Here is a 14,756-nt window from a genome sequence, read left to right as displayed (position 1 = left end):
GGAAGATAATTCTGGGCAAGGCAATGCGCAGCCTTCGGATCTTGTGAATGTTATTTGCTATTGTGAAGAACTAAATTCGTTTGAAGTATTTCAAAATATTGAGAATCGTAATTCTATGATTATAGATATTGCTTTACCAACCTATTACAATGGCAAAAAGGTTAACTTTTGGGCGTTTCTGAATAGTGAAACAAAGGCGATGGCGAGTACCAGTATCTACCTTGGCGAGCATACAGTTGTATAAGGATAGTCATGAAATGCAGTTTGTTGATTGGAGTGATTTTTCGGTACAATACTTTAATTAACGACGTAGAAGAATGAAGAAAAATTGTATCGAAAATAGAATTTTATAAATGTTGTTCAAATTTATTTTAACCACATTGAGACATAGTTTTAGCAATGATGGCTTGTAAAGATTAGTTGAAAATACGAATAGGTAAACAACTAATTTCAATACAAAATCATTTGGTTTTATGTTTCTATGTGGTTATTTTTTTGGGTAGTGGACATATGTTATCTTTTGAACTTTATGCTTGGTGTAAAACTCTGACAGAACCTCGTTTATATTAATGGTTTTAATCCTAAAACATTCCAACTATACGCTAGTTTATTGTCTAACACAATCGATTTGAGTACTCTACAAGAAGAAAAGAGATAGCTTGATTATGCGTAGAGGAATATTTATTGTTTTGTAAATATTTGGTTATTATATGTTTATGTTGTAAATTGGTTAGTCCTAACCCTAACTAAATATATGAAAAATGATTTATTTTCACAAAATGATGGAGAGGCATTGAAGGATATGAAACTCCTGCTACTAGAATTCCAAAAAACTTTTCTACTGTTAGAAGAAAGTCAGAAATTCTATGATAATGCAGACCTGAAAAGTTTGCTTAACGTGAGTGACAAAACGTTGTATCGGATGAGGAAAACGAATAAGATTCCTTATATTAAGTTTGGAAATAAATTCTATTATCCAAAACAGTTTTTTAACCAAATGGCTCTTTGATAAGAGCTTTTTTTGTGGGGGTAGTTTTTGTATTTTGGTATATTGTTTATTAGTTTTGTAGATAAAATTTAGATAAAATTATGAACGAAACTGTAACAGTTGACGAAGCTATTTCAAAAGGACATAGAATGATTACTTATCCTGTTTTAGCAATTACCATTGGGATTTTTGGAATTACATTTTATTTAGGTAGCCAAAAATTTATTCCTACTTGGGGATTTCCTGTTGGTTTTATCTTTGCAATGGTTGTTAGTTGGTTATGGTGGAGTTTTATGATTACGAAATGGAGAATTTGGGCTTTTGAGAATGTTAGAAATATTCATGAACTAAAGAAACGAGCAATTCAAGAAAAATTAATTTGCTCAGACAATAGTATTTTCGGAAAGACAGAAATTCGTACTACAAAAGACGTAGAAAAATTAAATACGCTGTCAAATAAATTCAATCAAGAAGATGTTTTTCAAGATGATTTGACGATTTCTAACGAAACAATTATTTATTATGCAAAAGGTAAAAATTTTGTTGAGATGGCGATTATGTGTATCTCTTTTGGTTTTGGTGTCTATTTGCTTCTAATAGATCATAGTTATACTGTTGGTTCTATTTTTTCTATTGCAGGTGCGTTTTGTGCTTACAAGAACTATAAAGAGGCAACTAACAAAGAACCTCAAATCATAATTAATGACAAAGGAATTAAAACAATATCAACAGATTTTTATAATTGGGACGATATTTATAATGAAGAAGCCATTAGCAAAAGTTCAGGAAAACATACGAGTTATTACTTAAGTTATTATCACCCAGATGGTGCAGAACGTTTGTTAATTGACGATTATAATACGGATATAAGAAGTTTGAATAAATTACTGATTTTATATCGTGGTAGAAGTAAGAAAACAATATCAAACCGATAACATTCGTAATAATTTTACAAATTATAGCTAGTAATATCCCAAAAAGCTCTTTGATAAGAGCTTTTTTTATGAGGTGTTGGGAGTGGTTGAGATAGTGTGTATATTGGGGTATTGTTGAATGAAATGCAGAAATGACAACTTTTTTGTAAAACTGATTTTGTTTATTTTTGTAAAGAAATATTGTTAAGTTTAATTTTGTAAAATGACCCTGACTGATAGTATTGGAAAAATTATAACCGAAATAAAATATTGCTATAACCCAGAAAATGAGTATGGATTACAGGAGTTTGAGTCTTTTATAAAAATTGATAATGATAAAGTAATTCAAATTCCTTACTTTCCAACAGAAGAATGGAATGAAAGTAAAACTTTAAAAAAGTTTGAATTAGCAAGGAAAGTTGAATCTAAAGCAATAGAATTAATTTTAAATTTAAAAATCATTAATTATCATTTTAAATATTTCGAAAATGAACTTGATGAAATGGAGAAAGCAATAATTGAGCTTGAAAATGGACTATATATTACTGAGAAAAATGGACCATTTGGATTAACTGATGTTGATTTGCATATTATGAATACAACAGAATTTCTAAAATTAAAGGAAAATATTGAATCAAAATTTGAAATAAAACCTTTAATAATTCAATAATAATATCACTATAGCTAATTATTTATTAATAAAAGCTGGTATAGTTTTTAAATAGAAAAAAATATAGTAATACTCAAAAAGCTTCTAAATCACTAAAGATTTAGAAGCTTTTATTGGTTTTATAGTATTGGTATTCAGGATTGAATTGAGGGTGATTTTAACCTCTAAAATGTCCTACCCATTCTTTGAATTTACCAAATTGTTCTAATAGAAAAGATTCTTTTTCTTCTTCCTCTTGTGATGAATCTGATCCAATAGGTAGAATATGTTCAAAATAAGTTCCTTTTAAAACTTTATTCAATAAACCTTCACCCATAAATGGTTTATCATCGTTCAACGTTTTAGTTGCTTTTAATAAATGACGAATGTCGTATTGTAATGGATTAATGTCTGGAACTTGCTTATTTAAATTAAGTAATTCATAAACTGCAATACGTGCGGTACGAACAGAACTTTCCATTGTGAAAACTACATCGTTATTGGTTTCTACAAATTGACCAACTAAACCTAGATTCTTACACTCAGCTGGAACTACTTGTGGGCGATCTCCTTTTGCTCTAGGCATAAACATAGATGTGATGTAAGGCATATAAGCAGAACGAGTGATTGTATTCTCTATAACGTCGTCTATTTGGTCTTCAATTCCTAAATGATAACATAATTCTGTTAGGATTTCGTTTCCTGTACAAGTAGGCATTGTTTTCTTGATGTAGTTTCCTTCTTTATCCATAAATAATGCATAAACCCAAAGAACTAAAATATCATCTGGTTGTGTAGGAAAATGTGGTTGACGATTACACGTAAAACTCATTAACCAATTAGAATCTGTAATGGTAATAATTCCGCCTGTAACCGTTTGACCTGAATATGGATCATTAACAGAATATTCTTTTAGTTTTTCTACTAACGCAGAAGGTTTACAAGTTAAAGTAACAGATTCCCATGAAGATTTTTCAATATTCCCGCAAAATTTTTCTGGACGACCAAAAATAGGAGATTTGGCAGAAAGGTTTTTCCATAGTTTCCATCCTGCACTTTGACCACTTGTATTATTATCTATCGCTAAGACTGGAGCTGTTGTATTATCTCCATACGCAGTATCTTCTGTCATGGAACCAGTAGTTACAATAACATAATCATTTGGTGTGACAGGAATAATTACATCTTGTCCATCTTGTTCTGTTATAATTCCTTTGACTACTTTTCCTTCTGTATTAATTAATAAATCTAAATCTTTAACTAGTGTATTTAACTGAATTTTTACTCCTTTTTCTTTTAACCATTTACCTAATGGCGTAACAAAAGTGTCGTATTGATTGTATTTAGGAAATACCAATGAAGAAAGATCATTTAAACCATCAATCGCATGTAAAAAGCGATGCATATATAATTTGAACTCTAGTAAACTATGCCAATTCTCAAAGGCAAACATTGTACGCCAAAATGTCCAGAAATTACTTTCTAAGAAAGATTGATTAAAATAATCTTCAATCGTTATGTCGTCCAATTCTTCTTTTTTCTTCAACAAAAGTTTGATAATAGCTAATTGATCTTTCTTATTCAAACCAAATTTACTAAAGTCTTTTACTTTCCCTTTTTCATGAATTAAACGTGCAATAGAATAATTAGAATCATTATCATTTACTAATCTATATTCGTCTAAAACACTATAAGGTTCTGGTAACTCTAATGCAGGAATGTCTTGGAAGATGTCCCATAAATTCTCGTAGGTACAATCCATTTCTCGACCTCCTCGAATTATGTAACCATCTTTTGCATTTCCAGCTCCATCTAACGAACCTCCTTCGACCTGAAGTTGTTCTATAAATGTGATGTTCTCTGGAGTGAAATGTCCGTCTCTAATAAAATAATAGGCAGTAGCTAAACCTGCAATACCACTTCCTACAATATATACCTTACTGTCCTTATAAGATTTTGTAGGAATTCCTTTATTGCGTTGGTAATTTCCTATTTGATCAGAGAAAGGATAAGATTTTTCTGGAGTGTTTCTTGGTGTTTCTTTACTCGCATCTGGTTGATGATCAATATTTCCGTAGATAGTAGAATGATTTAAAACGTTGTCAAATTTTGAAGTAACTTTATCCATAATTATTTATTTTAAGATTCTACAATAAAATTACGCTTTAATGTTTTTCTAAAGTATCCCGAAATTCGTCATTTGTATCCCAAATTTCTTTTTTTATATATGTTGTTGTTTTCTATATTGTTGAGGTGAAATAGAAGTGTATTTTTTAAAAAACCGACCAAAAGATGAAGAAGAGTTGAAACCTAGATCTAATGCTATTTGGACAATTGTTTTCTCTGAATAACCAAGCAAAACATACGCTTCTTTTAATAAATATTCGTCAATAATAACATGTGGAGTTTTCTTAGTTGCTTTTTTTACAAGGTGAATCAAATATTTATTTGTAATAAATAATTGATCTGCATAAAACTGTACGTCTTTGTGAGCGATAACATTTTTTTGTACAAGTTGTGTAAACTTACAAAATAGAGTGTTGATTTCGCGAGAATGATTTTTATTTTCTTTTGAATATTGTTCAGCAATTATAGAGGCAGATTCAAGTAGTAAAGTGAAAATAATCGATCGAACAATATCTTCTAAGAACAAAACATTTCTTTCTCGTTGCTTTTGAAGATAATTGATTAACATAAAAAGATGATTCGCTTCTTTTTTATTTGCCTTACAAACTGTAAAGTTTTGATGTGTAAACAAATTAAGTTTATCAATAAAGAAAGGATTAGAAATGTTTTTAAGGAGAAAATTTTTCTCAAAAAATAACAATTTCATTCTGAAATTAGAGCTGGTATCTAGAATTTTCAAAACAGTAGAAGGAGCAGAAATTAAGAATTCATTTTGAGTAATACAATATTTCTGAGAATCTATCTCAACTTCTATTGAGCCAGATAAACAAATACAAAATGCATAAAAGTCGATTCGAAATGATCTTTCAGGAAACGCAAAAATTGGATTTCCTGATGAGATATAATATAGTTTATTACAATTTACGCCATAAAAAGACAAGGTCTCTTTTAGATTTTCATAGTTTTTCATGCTTGAAAATAATAGTTGGTTAGATCGTTTTTTAGGGTAGTAGAATTGATAAAGCTAAAATAAGAATTGTTTAGTAAGTAATTAAATACAATAAGGTATTTTAACTGTATTCTAATGTTGAAGTTATTTTCACATCAACTAAGTAACTCTTAAATAAGAAATTTCATTAATAGAATCAGTGAAATATCGACTAACAATGTTGAATGATGTAAGCGTTTTTTTGTAACAAGTAATACTTTTTGGATTGTGTAGTTTGTTTCGGTTGAGATAAATTACCTTTGCAAAAAATCCGTTATGTTTTCTGCCATCAAGAAAAAATTAAATTCAGATCCCGTTTATAATCTCCATTTTATTTTAATGTGTTTGAGTTCGTTGTTGTTTTCAGCGAGTTTCAATATGATGATTCCCGAGTTACCAGCTTATTTAAGTAGCATGGGAGGAGCAGAGTACAAAGGATTTATTATTGCATTATTTACACTGACTGCGGGAATTTCAAGACCTTTTAGTGGGAAATTAACAGATAAAGTGGGGCGTGTGCCTATCATGGCAGTTGGTTCTATTGTCTGTTTTGTATGCGGAATTTTGTATCCAGTTTTAACAACCGTTTCAGGCTTTTTATTTTTGAGATTGGTACACGGCTTTTCGACAGGTTTTAAACCTACTGCAACAGCAGCTTACATTGCAGATATTATTCCGCGCGAACGTTGGGGCGAAGCATTGGGCTTGCACGGGATTTGTTTCAGTATCGGAATGGCAATTGGACCTGCATTGGGAAGTACAATTACATTATATTCATCGATTAATGTGATGTTTTTTACATCTTCGTTTTTTGCATTATTGTCAATATTGATTTTATTCAATATGAAAGAAACCTTACAAAATAAACAGAAGTTTTCGTTCGGATTACTAAAGATTTCGAAGCAAGATGTTTTTGCAAAAGAAGCTTTACCAGCGGCGTTGATTACGTTTCTTTCCTATGTTGCTTATGGTTCTATATTAACGTTAATTCCAGATTGGACCGAACATTTAGGTTTTCAAAATAAAGGTGTTTTCTTTATTGTATTTACAATATCATCGATGATGGTTCGTTTCTTTGCAGGTAAAATATCTGACCAAAAAGGACGTGTGTTGGTGATAAAATTAGGCTTGGTTTTATTGATTGTTGCATTGGTACTTTTAGCTTCTATTGATGCAAAGATAGGGTTGATTTTAGGTGGTTTGATGTATGGAATTTCAACCGGAATTCTTTCACCTGCACTAAATGCTTGGACGATAGATTTTAGTAAACCTGATGAACGTGGAAAGGCGATGGCAACAATGTATATTGCGATGGAAGCGGGGATAGGGCTTGGAGCATTGTGTGCGGGTTGGTATTTTCAGGATTATTTGGATCGCATTCCGATGGTGATTTATGTATCGGCATTTATCTGTCTTTTGGGAACCATTTACATGCTGAAATTTAAGAATAAGCCTCAAACAATTTAATTGAAAGAAATGAAAGCAGAATTATATCAATTTATAGCACAACAAATCGAAGATAAAATAACGTATTTGAATGGTTTGATTGACGATTTACGCGCCTCTAACAACGATACCAAAAGTAGTATGGGCGATAAATATGAAACATCGCGCGAAATGATGCAACAGGAAATTACTCGAATTCAAAACCAATTGAATGAAGTGTTGATTCAGCAAGACATCTTTTCTAAAATAAAAATTGTAGAGAACAAAACCATTGGTTTAGGAAGTTATGTTGAAACTACGATGGGAAATTTCTGTATGGCGTGTAGTTTTGGAGAAATTATTTTCGAGAATAAAAAGATTTTTGTGCTATCAACTCAAACCCCTTTGGCTAAAATCTTAGTTGGGAAATCGGAAAAAGATACGTTCGAAATGAATGGAAAGTCGTTTCAGATTATGAAAGTTGATTGATAATTTTGAATGAAAATATGTGAACAATATCTCCTTGAGGAGGTTATAGAGGTGTTTTTTTGAATGCTAAATTTAATGGAATTTAGCCTGACCATAAATAAAAATATATCTTTTAAGGATGTTGTAAAGAAGTCAAAATCAAAAATAAAAAAAGGACGTAGTTGCGGTACGTCCTTTTTAATTGAAAAGTATGTATTAGAATTGTGCGGCTTCCGTACTTTCGGCCATAGCCGTAGTAGACGAAATGCCTTGTTGCACTGTGTTTTGTACGTAATCGAAATATTGTGTTCCTACAAAAGATTGGTGTTTTACAGCTGCAAAACCTTCTTCTTGTAACGCAAACTCTCTTTCTTGTAATGCCGAGTATCCCGCCATTCCTTTGGCTTTGTAAGCACGTGATAACTCGAACATAGAGGTATTCATCGCATGGAAACCTGCTAAAGTGATGAATTGGAATTTGTATCCCATTTCAGCTAAATCTTCGCGAAATGTTTTCATTTGAGCTTCTGTTAAATGTTTTGCCCAATTAAATGAAGGCGAACAATTATAAGCTAACATCTGATTTGGATATTTTTCTCGAATCGCTTGTGCAAATTCTCTTGCCATTCCAAGATCTGGATTAGATGTTTCCATCCAAATTAAATCAGCATAAGGCGCATAGCTTAAACCTCGATTAATTCCTTGTTCCAAGCCATTTCTCACGTTGTAAAAACCTTCAGAAGTTCTACTTCCTTGTATAATAAAAGGTTGATCTCTTTCATCAATATCCGAAGTAATCAAATTCGCAGCTTCTGCATCAGTTCTTGCAACCAATAGAGTAGGAACGCCGCAAACATCTGCTGCTAAACGAGCTGCAACCAATTTGTTAATTGCTTCTTGTGTTGGAACTAAAACTTTTCCTCCAAGATGACCACATTTTTTGGCTGATGATAATTGATCTTCGAAATGAACGCCAGCAGCACCAGCTTCTATCATTTGTTTCATCAATTCATAAGCATTCAAGTTTCCTCCAAATCCAGCTTCTGCATCGGCAACAATCGGTACCATATAATCAATGTTTCCCTGTTCGGTAACAGATTGTATTTCATCGCGACGACGCAACGCATTGTTAATACGTTTTATAACCATGGGAACCGAATTGGCTGGATACAATGATTGATCTGGGTACATTTCTGCCGAAAGATTTGCATCTGCAGCAACTTGCCATCCCGAAAGATAAATTGCATCCAAACCAGCTTGCACTTCTTGTATGGCTTGATTACCATTCAAAGCGCCTAAACCCGCCATAAATGGCTTCGAATTTAAGCCTTCCCAAAGTTTCTTAGCACCTAATCTTGCTAAAGTGTAATCGATGTCCAAAGAACCTCTTAATCGAATAACATCTTCTGCTGAATAAGGACGAACAATGTCTGTCCAGCGTGGATTAGTTTCCCAATCCTGCCGAATCTTCTGAATTCTTTCTTGATTGCTCATAATTGTGTTTTTTGTGTTTTGTTTATGAATGTGTGTTGTGTGTGTATTTCTTTTTTTGTGTGTCTGGTTATAAGGGCTTAATCAATATACTTATAGGCTTGTAATGTTAAAAATTCGGTAAACTTGTGCGATAAAACTAATTCGTCAAAGATTGAAATAGCTTCTTCAAATCTTCCTTTCAAATAGTTTTCCTCACCAACTAATTCTTTTATTTTTTGAACCTCTTCGGCTCTTAATTTTTTGTATTTGTCACTGTTAAATTCGCATCCGTTTTCTAACGTAATCGACTGGCTTAACCATTGCCAAACCTGCGTACGAGAGATTTCTGCTGTTGCTGCGTCTTCCATTAAGTTATATAAAGCTGCGGCACCTTTTCCAGATAACCAACTTTCGATGTATAAAATTCCGACATTAATATTGTCTCGAATTCCTTGTTCTGTAACTGTTCCTTTTGGCAATTCTAACAAAGCCTCGGCAGTTGTTACAACATCTTCTCGCTTATTGGAAATTTGATTAGCTTGTGGCATATATTCGTCAAAAATGTCTTTTGCGACTTTTACCAAGGCAGGATGCGCAACCCACGTTCCATCGTGTCCATTTTTTACTTCGCGAAGTTTATCATTCTTCACTTTTTCAAAGGCAATTTCATTGGCTTTTTCATCATTCTTAATCGGAATTTGAGCAGCCATTCCACCAATTGCATGTATGTTTCGTTTATGACAACGTTGAATAACTGCTTGCGAATATGCAGCCATAAAAGGCGAAGTCATTGTAACTTGTGAACGATCTGGAACAATAAAATTTGGGTGTTTCTTAAATTTTTTGATATAAGAAAATATATAATCCCAACGACCGCAGTTAAGGCCTGCGATGTGGTCTTTTAATTCGTAAATAATTTCATCTAACTGAAAAGAAGCTGTTATAGTTTCGATCAAAACTGTAGCTTTAATCGTAGCTTGTGGAATGTTCAAATAATTTTGTGCGAAAACAAAAACATCGTTCCACCAGCGTGCTTCTAGGTGATGTTCTAATTTAGGAAGATAGAAATAAGGCCCACTTTGCTTGGAAAGTAACGTGTGTGCATTATGGAAAAAATATAAACCAAAGTCAAATAGTGAGCCTGATATTTCTTGTTTATCTATTATGATATTCTTTTCATTCAAATGTAAACCTCTCGGTCTTACAAGCAAGACAGCAGTTTTTTCGTTTAATTGATACTTTTTTCCATTATTTTCGAATGAAATAGTACCATTTACTGCATCTCTTAAATTTTGTTGTCCTTGAAGATTGTTATCCCATGTTGGAGAATTACTATCTTCAAAATCGGCCATAAATGTTTTAGCGCCAGAATTTAACGCGTTAATTACCATTTTACGATCGACTGGACCAGTTATTTCAACGCGTCTGTCTTGTAAATCAGCTGGAATAGGAGCTGCTGTCCAATCCCCATTTCTGATTTCTTTTGTTTCTGACAAAAAAGTTGGAAAATTCCCCAAATCAAAAAAGATTTGTCTTTCTTGTCGATTCGCCAAAAGTTCTAAACGTCTTTCGTTGAAATTTTTGTGTAAAGCTGTTAAAAATTTAACCGCTTCGGTTGTCAAAACATCTGGATAACTATCCAGCTTATTCTGCGATAATTTTAATTCACTTGTAATAGTATCCATTTTTTGTGTTTTTGTTGTAATTTTGGTTTTGGTTATTCGAGCGGAATTTTACTTCCAGCGAACGTTCGCTAAATTATAAAAATTCGTTTACATTTACCAAATATTTTTGAAAAAATTATGCAAGAAGAATACATTAAATTAATTTTTGGGTTAAAACTAAAACAAGTAAGAACGGCTAAGGATTTGTCATTGTTTAAGTTATCTAAGTTAACTGGTCTTTCGAAATCGTATTTGAATGAGATCGAAAAAGGTAAAAAATATCCAAAAACTGATAAAATTGTTGCTCTTGCCGAAGCGTTGGAAATTCCTTACGATGAGATAGTTTCTTTAAAATTAGATAAAAATTTAGCACCAGTCGCTGAGATTCTACAATCAAATTTATTGCAAGAAATTCCTTTGGAACTCTTCGGAATAGAAGAAAGAGATTTAATTGAGATCATTTCTAACGCACCAATGAAGGTAAATGCGTTTATTTCTACGTTGATTGAAATAGGTAATAATTATAATCTTACACGCGAAAGTTTTTTCTTGGCTTCGTTGAGGTCTTTTCAGGAAGCAAATGATAATTATTTTCCTGAAATTGAAAAATCAGCAAAGAGTTTTTTACAAGAATATTTGATTGAATCAGAAGATTTTGTAAAAAATGAAACGATGGAGGAAATTCTGAAAGAAGAATATAATTATACCATTCTTTATGAAGATTTCACTTCTTTAGGAGGGAAGGATTTAGCGAAATTGCGTTCTATTTTTATCAAAGAGAAAAAACTTTTGTATATCAATATCAATTCTGACAATGATCAAAAACGATTTATTTTAGCGAAAGAATTAGGCTATAATTACCTTGATTTGAAGGAACGTTTGTATACATTTTCGTGGGCAAGTTTCGATAATTTTGATCAATTGTTAAACAATTTTTATGCATCTTATTTTGCTGGAGCGTTGTTGTTACCAGAAGAAAAATTGTTGAAGGATATGCAGAATTTGTTTGTTATAGAGCATCATGATTTGTCTAAATTTCAAGAAATTCTTGGAAAATATACCGAATCTCCTGAAACGGTTTATCAACGAATGACAAATTTGTTACCCAAACATTTTAATATTCGTGATTTGTTTTTCTTGCGTTTGTCAGCAAAGGTTGGTTCAAATTCATATAAATTAACGAAAGAACTTCACCTTAATCAACAACAATCGCCGCAAGCAAATGAAACGGATGAGCATTATTGTCGACGTTGGGTTTCGTTAAATGTTTTGAAAGAATTGGAAAAACATCAAGATGATCATCATGAGATTTCTGCACAAATTTCGTTGTATCCGTTCAATAATAATCAAAAATATTATGTAATTTCTTCTGCAACGAAAGATCCATTCAATCCAAATTATTTACGAAGCGTAACGATAGGTGTGTTGTATAAATCAGCACAACGTAAAGTTAAATTTATGAATGACCCATCAATTCCTGTAAAAGAAGTTGCAGTTACGTGCGAAAATTGTGGGATGAAAGATTGTGCAGAACGTGTTGCAGAACCAATTCGTTTTGAAAAAGATATCCGAAATAAACGATTAAATGTTACGATTAATGATTTTATAAAAGAGCAGAGTAAGTAATATTGTCTACCATAAAATATAAAGAAAAACTTGTTTCAAGTTTTCCTTTTTTTATGTTTAATCTAAATATTCTAATCTATTTTCAATTAATATGACATAATGTTGAAGTGAAAATGTGTTTCCTCTTTCTATGGTTGTGCAATCAAAATTACGGTATTGTAATTCGTCAAATAATGTTTTGACATAACATCTTCTTGCAGAATTCCAGGAACTGTTTCCTACATTTTGATTAAAGCGATCGACTAATTCGTTGTCAGCTAATTCACGGAATAATACGACAAATTCATTTTTTAGATTTTCCATTGTTTCAATTTTTAATGATAAAAACAACAGGATAGAGTGGAGAATAACCTTTTATTTTGGCGTTTGCCCTCATTCTATACCACCGTAGCGCGGTTTTGGCTCGGTTGGTGTTCTGATTTTTCAGAAACTCCTGATGATTGATAGAGTAAATGTAGAAATAAATTTTTAAAACAAAAAAAAGGAACTCAAAAAAAGTTCCTTTTCAATATTTTTATTCGCTTAATTCTAACCAACGAAATTCTTTTTCTTCTAATTCGTCTACAATTTTTTGTAGTTCATCTCCAATAGTTGCGATTTTGTCATAACCTAAATTTGGGTCGGAAAGTAAATTCGTTAATTCTTCTTTTTTGGCTTCAAGAATTGGTAAAGATTTATTAATTTCTTCTAATTCTCGCTGTTCTTTAAACGATAATTTTTTTGGTTTTGTCTCTACAACTTTCTCTTTCGATTCAACTTTTTCCTGAATAACGATTTCTTTTTCAACCTTTTTATCGTCAGTTATGGGCTTGTTTTTATTCTCGATGTGATATTCTGTATATGTTCCCATATAACGAGAAATTTTTCCTTCGCCTTCAAAAATCATCAATTCATCGACCACTTTATCCATAAAATATCTATCGTGGGAAACAACTAATAAACAACCTTGATATTCTTCTAAGAAACTTTCAAGAACCGTTAAAGTAGGTAAATCTAAATCGTTTGTTGGCTCATCAAGAATCAAAAAGTTAGGATTTTTGTACAAAATTGCTAATAATTGCAGACGTTTTTTCTCTCCACCACTCAACTTTGAGATGAATGTATGTTGTTGTTCTGGCGTAAATAAAAACATTTCTAAGAATTGTTCTGCACGCATTTCTTTTCCATTAGAAAGAGGGAAAAAATCTGCAATATCTTTCACAAATTCTATGACGCGCTCATCTTCTTTGAAATCAATTCCATCTTGTTTGAAATGTCCAATATTTAAGGTTTCTCCACGTTCAATTGTTCCAGAATCCATAGTTTCGATTCCTTCTAACATTTTTAGGAAAGTCGTTTTACCAACTCCATTTTTTCCAACTAAACCAATTTTTCCACCACGAGCGAAAATATATGAGAAATCATCTAAAATTTTCTTTTGACCAAATGCTTTCGAAACATGTTCCATTTCGATGATTTTTTGACCCAAACGTGTCATTACCATCTCTAATTTTACTTGTTGATCGACAATTTTATGTTTAGCTACTTTTTCGGTATCATAAAACGCGTCAATACGAGATTTAGACTTTGTTGTACGCGCTTGTGGTTGACGACGCATCCACTCAATCTCTTTACGATAAAGGTTTTTCGCTTTGTCAATTGTTGCATTTTGATTTTCGATACGCAATGCTTTGTTCGTAATATAAGTTTCGTAATTTCCCGAATGTACATACAATGTTTTGTCTTCCATTTCAAGAATTTTGGTACAAATTGCATCTAAGAAATAACGATCGTGCGTAACCAAAATCAATGTTTTGTTTTCTTTGTTCAAGAAATATTCAAGCCATTCCACCATTTCTATATCCAGATGGTTGGTAGGCTCATCTAAAATTAAAAGAACATATCCAGTTTCGAAACTTAAATCAATCAAAAACTTCGCTAAAGAAATACGTTTACGCTGACCACCAGAAAGTTTTCCAATTTTTTGATCCAAGAAATCAATCTTCAATTTTGATAAAATTTCTTTGATTGTTGGCTCAACTTTCCATGCATCTAAAACATCCATTTTTCCCATTAAATCTATTAAATCAGGATTTGTTGGGTCATTTTCGATCATGTTTTCATATTGACGAACAACATCTAAAACTTCATTCGAATGATTGAAAATATATTCTTCACTTTTCAAGTTTTCGTCAAAGTCATCACTTTGATCCAACATCAAGATTTTAACACCTTTATTTGGACGAACTTCGCCAGAATCGGCAGTTTCTAATCCAGCTAAAATTTTAAGTAAAGTAGATTTTCCACTTCCATTTTTTGCTACGAATGCGATTTGGTCTCCTTCATTTACATGAAAATTTACATCTTCAAATAAAGTTCTGATTCCATATGATTTGGTTAGATTTTCAACTGTAAGAAAATTCATGGTTTATTATCTGTTTTGTAAATTAAAAAA

Annotated in this window: 13 protein-coding genes and 1 riboswitch; of the genes, 7 read left to right on the top strand and 6 right to left on the bottom strand. The window is 31.9% G+C overall.

All coding sequences use genetic code 11. The features are described from left to right. The 4 genes from B4H69_RS06445 to B4H69_RS06430 all read left to right on the top strand — a co-directional run. Window positions 1–244: DUF6266 family protein (locus B4H69_RS06445; protein WP_291093205.1), on the top strand; the 244-nt coding region annotated here is incomplete at its 5' end. Between the two features lie 510 nt (window positions 245–754). Continuing rightward, window positions 755–1,009, top strand: coding sequence for a helix-turn-helix domain-containing protein (locus B4H69_RS06440; RefSeq protein ID WP_317169002.1), 255 nt, complete (start codon window positions 755–757; stop codon window positions 1,007–1,009). Window positions 1,010–1,089: 80 nt separating this feature from the next. Continuing rightward, complete coding sequence (locus B4H69_RS06435; protein ID WP_180904739.1) at window positions 1,090–1,923, top strand: hypothetical protein; 834 nt, start codon at window positions 1,090–1,092, stop codon at window positions 1,921–1,923. Between the two features lie 202 nt (window positions 1,924–2,125). Further along, window positions 2,126–2,572 (top strand): hypothetical protein, encoded by a 447-nt coding sequence (locus B4H69_RS06430; protein WP_180904738.1) that lies wholly within the window; start codon window positions 2,126–2,128, stop codon window positions 2,570–2,572. 157 nt (window positions 2,573–2,729) lie between these two features. Here B4H69_RS06430 and B4H69_RS06425 read toward each other — a convergent pair whose 3' ends face one another. Both B4H69_RS06425 and B4H69_RS06420 read right to left on the bottom strand, forming a co-directional pair. Beyond that, window positions 2,730–4,679, bottom strand: a complete 1,950-nt coding sequence (locus tag B4H69_RS06425) for an oleate hydratase (protein WP_291093202.1) — start codon at window positions 4,677–4,679, stop codon at window positions 2,730–2,732. A gap of 93 nt (window positions 4,680–4,772) precedes the next feature. Then, window positions 4,773–5,648: an AraC family transcriptional regulator gene (locus B4H69_RS06420; RefSeq protein ID WP_291093200.1), complete on the bottom strand. Its 876-nt coding sequence runs from the start codon at window positions 5,646–5,648 to the stop codon at window positions 4,773–4,775. Window positions 5,649–5,942: 294 nt separating this feature from the next. Between B4H69_RS06420 and B4H69_RS06415 the strand changes: the two genes are divergently transcribed. Beyond that, on the top strand, window positions 5,943–7,133 hold the full coding sequence (locus tag B4H69_RS06415; protein WP_135835084.1) for an MFS transporter: 1,191 nt from the start codon (window positions 5,943–5,945) through the stop codon (window positions 7,131–7,133). A 9-nt stretch (window positions 7,134–7,142) separates the two neighbouring features. Next, complete coding sequence (locus B4H69_RS06410; RefSeq protein ID WP_052218006.1) at window positions 7,143–7,580, top strand: hypothetical protein; 438 nt, start codon at window positions 7,143–7,145, stop codon at window positions 7,578–7,580. A 195-nt stretch (window positions 7,581–7,775) separates the two neighbouring features. Here B4H69_RS06410 and aceA read toward each other — a convergent pair whose 3' ends face one another. Beyond that, a complete protein-coding gene (gene aceA / locus B4H69_RS06405) occupies window positions 7,776–9,053 on the bottom strand; it encodes an isocitrate lyase (protein ID WP_185096041.1) in 1,278 nt (425 codons plus the stop codon). A 77-nt stretch (window positions 9,054–9,130) separates the two neighbouring features. Next, window positions 9,131–10,717 (bottom strand): malate synthase A, encoded by a 1,587-nt coding sequence (aceB, locus tag B4H69_RS06400; protein ID WP_291093197.1) that lies wholly within the window; start codon window positions 10,715–10,717, stop codon window positions 9,131–9,133. A 117-nt stretch (window positions 10,718–10,834) separates the two neighbouring features. Here aceB and B4H69_RS06395 point away from each other — a divergent pair, with 117 nt between their 5' ends. After that, window positions 10,835–12,322, top strand: a complete 1,488-nt coding sequence (locus B4H69_RS06395) for a helix-turn-helix domain-containing protein (RefSeq protein ID WP_291093195.1) — start codon at window positions 10,835–10,837, stop codon at window positions 12,320–12,322. Between the two features lie 57 nt (window positions 12,323–12,379). On the opposite strand, the gene B4H69_RS06390 is transcribed toward B4H69_RS06395, so the two are convergent. Next, window positions 12,380–12,625 (bottom strand): hypothetical protein, encoded by a 246-nt coding sequence (locus B4H69_RS06390; protein ID WP_291093193.1) that lies wholly within the window; start codon window positions 12,623–12,625, stop codon window positions 12,380–12,382. A gap of 42 nt (window positions 12,626–12,667) precedes the next feature. Further along, window positions 12,668–12,767, bottom strand: a riboswitch (SAM-I-IV-variant riboswitch). 69 nt (window positions 12,768–12,836) lie between these two features. After that, window positions 12,837–14,726 carry an ABC-F family ATP-binding cassette domain-containing protein gene (locus B4H69_RS06385; RefSeq protein WP_291093192.1) on the bottom strand — a complete coding sequence of 630 codons (1,890 nt, stop codon included), beginning with the start codon at window positions 14,724–14,726 and terminating at the stop codon, window positions 12,837–12,839. Window positions 14,727–14,756 lie beyond the last annotated feature (30 nt).

Origin of the sequence: Empedobacter sp. UBA6745 (genome assembly GCF_002453775.1) — a bacterium.
Lineage (GTDB): Bacteria > Bacteroidota > Bacteroidia > Flavobacteriales > Weeksellaceae > Empedobacter > Empedobacter falsenii_C.
Note: the sequence above shows the minus strand (reverse complement) of the source record. Positions and strands in the feature narration are given on the sequence as shown.